2 protein-coding genes are annotated in these 2,547 nt (G+C 62.8%); both read right to left on the bottom strand.

What is annotated here, in order from left to right; translation table 11 throughout:
- Positions 1-111: 111 nt before the first annotated feature.
- Complete coding sequence (locus ACIOMR_RS10020; RefSeq protein WP_008436986.1) at positions 112-885, bottom strand: 3-hydroxybutyrate dehydrogenase; 774 nt, start codon at positions 883-885, stop codon at positions 112-114.
- A gap of 7 nt (positions 886-892) precedes the next feature.
- Positions 893-2,284: a GntP family permease gene (locus ACIOMR_RS10025; protein WP_008436988.1), complete on the bottom strand. Its 1,392-nt coding sequence runs from the start codon at positions 2,282-2,284 to the stop codon at positions 893-895.
- Positions 2,285-2,547: the final 263 nt, after the last annotated feature.

The following is a 2,547-nucleotide window of genomic DNA, read 5'->3' on the forward strand; positions in this document are numbered from 1 at the left end:
CGGGCTTGCTCGCGAATGCGGTGTATCAGGCAGTAATTCAGGCACTGACACACCGCATTCGCGAGCAAGCCCGCTCCCACATTTGAGCTGCGGTGTCTTGGGAATCGTCGTTTACTGGGCCAGCCAGCCACCGTCGATATTCCATGCCGCGCCCCGCACCTGGCTGCCGGCTTCGCTGCACAGGAACAGCACCAGCTCCCCCAATTGCGGCGGTGTCACGAACTCCAGCGACGGCTGCTTCTCCGCCAGCAAATCCTGCTGCGCCTGCTGTGGGTCAACCCCGCTGGCAATGCGGTCATCAATCTGCTTCTGCACCAGCGGCGTCAGCACCCAGCCCGGGCAGATGGCATTGCAGGTGACATTACTCTGGGCTGTTTCCAGGCCCACCACCTTGGTCAGCCCGATCACCCCGTGCTTGGCAGCGACGTAAGCCGCCTTGCCCACCGAACCCACCAGCCCATGCACCGAGGCGATATTGACGATCCGCCCCCAACCCTTGGCTTTCATGCCCGGCAGGCTCAAACGCGTGCTGTGGAACACCGACGACAGGTTGATCGCAATGATCGAATCCCAGCGCTCCACCGGGAATTCGTCCACCGGCGCCACATGCTGGATCCCGGCGTTGTTCACCAGAATGTCGATGCCGCCAAACTCGCGCTCGGCGTAGGCGATCATCTCGGCGATCTGCGCCGGGTCGCTGACGTCGGCCGGATGATGCCCGACCTTGCCGCCGAAGGCCTGCACCTGGGCGATCACCGCGCTGGCATCGCCGAAGCCGTTGAGGATCAGGTTGGCGCCGGCCTTGGCCAGGCTCAGGGCGATGCCCAGGCCGATGCCGCTGGTGGAGCCGGTGACCAGGGCGGTCTTGCCGTTCAATGTCGTCATATCAACCTCACACAATGCCGGTGGCGTAGAAAGTACCAATCACCACGAACACCGCGAGGGTCTTGATGATCGTGATGCCGAAAATATCTTTATAGGCTTCGCGGTGGGTCAGCCCGGTGACCGCCAGCAGCGTGATCACGGCGCCGTTGTGGGGCAGGGTGTCCATGCCGCCACTGGCCATGGCGGCGACCCGGTGCAGTACTTCAAGAGGGATATTGGCCGCATGGGCCGCTGAAATAAAGCTCTCCGACATGGCCGCCAGCGCAATGCTCATGCCGCCCGAGGCGGAACCGGTGATACCGGCCAGCAGGGTCACGGTAATCGCTTCGTTGACCAATGGGTTGGGAATGCCCTTGAGCCAGTCCGCCAGCACCAGGAAGCCCGGCAGCGAGGCGATCACCGCACCAAAACCGTATTCCGAAGCGGTGTTCATCGCCGCCAGCAGCGCGCCGCTGACGGCACTCTTGCTGCCCTCGGCGAGCTTGCTGCGAATCGCCGAGAAGCCGAACACCAGCACCACGATAATCCCCACCAGCAACGCCGCCTGCACCGCCCAGATTGCCGTGAGCTTGGCGACTTCGGTCTGCACCGGCGCGCTCATGCCCGGCAGGCTGAGGGTGTGGGTTTTGCCGTACCACAGCGGAATCCAGTGGGTGAACAGCAGGTTCATGATGCCCACCAGTAACAGCGGCGACAGCGCGATCCAAGGGTTGGGCAGCTTGATGTCTTCGGCGGTTTCCGGCTCGTTGCGCAGCTCGGTCCCATAGCCTTCACCGGCGCGCTGGGCCTTGTTGCGCTGGCGGGCCAGATACAGCATGCCGGCGCAGAACACGAAGATCGTGCCGATCAGCCCCAGCCACGGCGCGGCCCAGGCGGTGGTGTTGAAAAAGGTGCTGGGGATGATGTTCTGGATCTGCGGCGTGCCGGGCAAGGCGTCCATGGTGAACGAGAACGCGCCGAGGGCGATGGTCGCCGGCAGCAGGCGCTTGGGGATATTGCTCTGGCGGAACATCTCGGCGGCAAACGGGTACACCGCGAACACCACCACGAACAGCGACACGCCGCCGTAGGTCAGCAGGGCGCACACCAGCACGATCACCAGCATCGCCTGGCGGGTGCCGAGCACCTGGATCGCAGCGGCGACGATGGAGCGCGAGAAACCGGAGATTTCAATCAGCTTGCCGAACACCGCGCCGAGCAGGAATACCGGGAAATACAGCTTGAGGAAGCCGACCATTTTCTCCATGAACACCCCGGTGAACGCGGGAGCGACGGCGGAAGGGTCGGTGAGCAGCACGGCGCCGAGGGCGGCGATGGGGGCGAACAGGATGACGCTGTAGCCACGGTAGGCGGCCAGCATCAGCAGCGCCAGGGCTGCGAGGGCAATGATCACACTCATGGTGTGTCTCCATCTGATTGTTATTTTTGTGGGGGTGAGGCGGTGGGGAGGGGCTTTAGCGAGATGTGTGCCAAGTTATTAACTTATTGAAATATATAGATAAATTCTTAATTTGTGAGAGCGTTCTCAAGTTTTGTCCCGAATTTGAGACTGTTGGAGATCAAATGTGGGAGCGGGGGGGGGGGGGGGGGGGGGGGGGGGGGGGGGGGGATATGGGACGCGATAAAACACAAACCCCCCCAACACACCACCCCCCCCCAGAA

This window comes from Pseudomonas sp. NPDC087814 (genome assembly GCF_044742865.1).
In the GTDB taxonomy this organism is placed as follows: Bacteria; Pseudomonadota; Gammaproteobacteria; order Pseudomonadales; family Pseudomonadaceae; genus Aquipseudomonas.

Bases quoted from the DNA above. Each gene is read 5' to 3' on its own strand.
- ACIOMR_RS10020 (WP_008436986.1), bottom strand. From the start codon at position 885: ATGACGACATTGAACGGCAAGACCGCCCTGGTCACCGGCTCCACCAGC.
- ACIOMR_RS10025 (WP_008436988.1), bottom strand. From the start codon at position 2,284: ATGAGTGTGATCATTGCCCTCGCAGCCCTGGCGCTGCTGATGCTGGCC.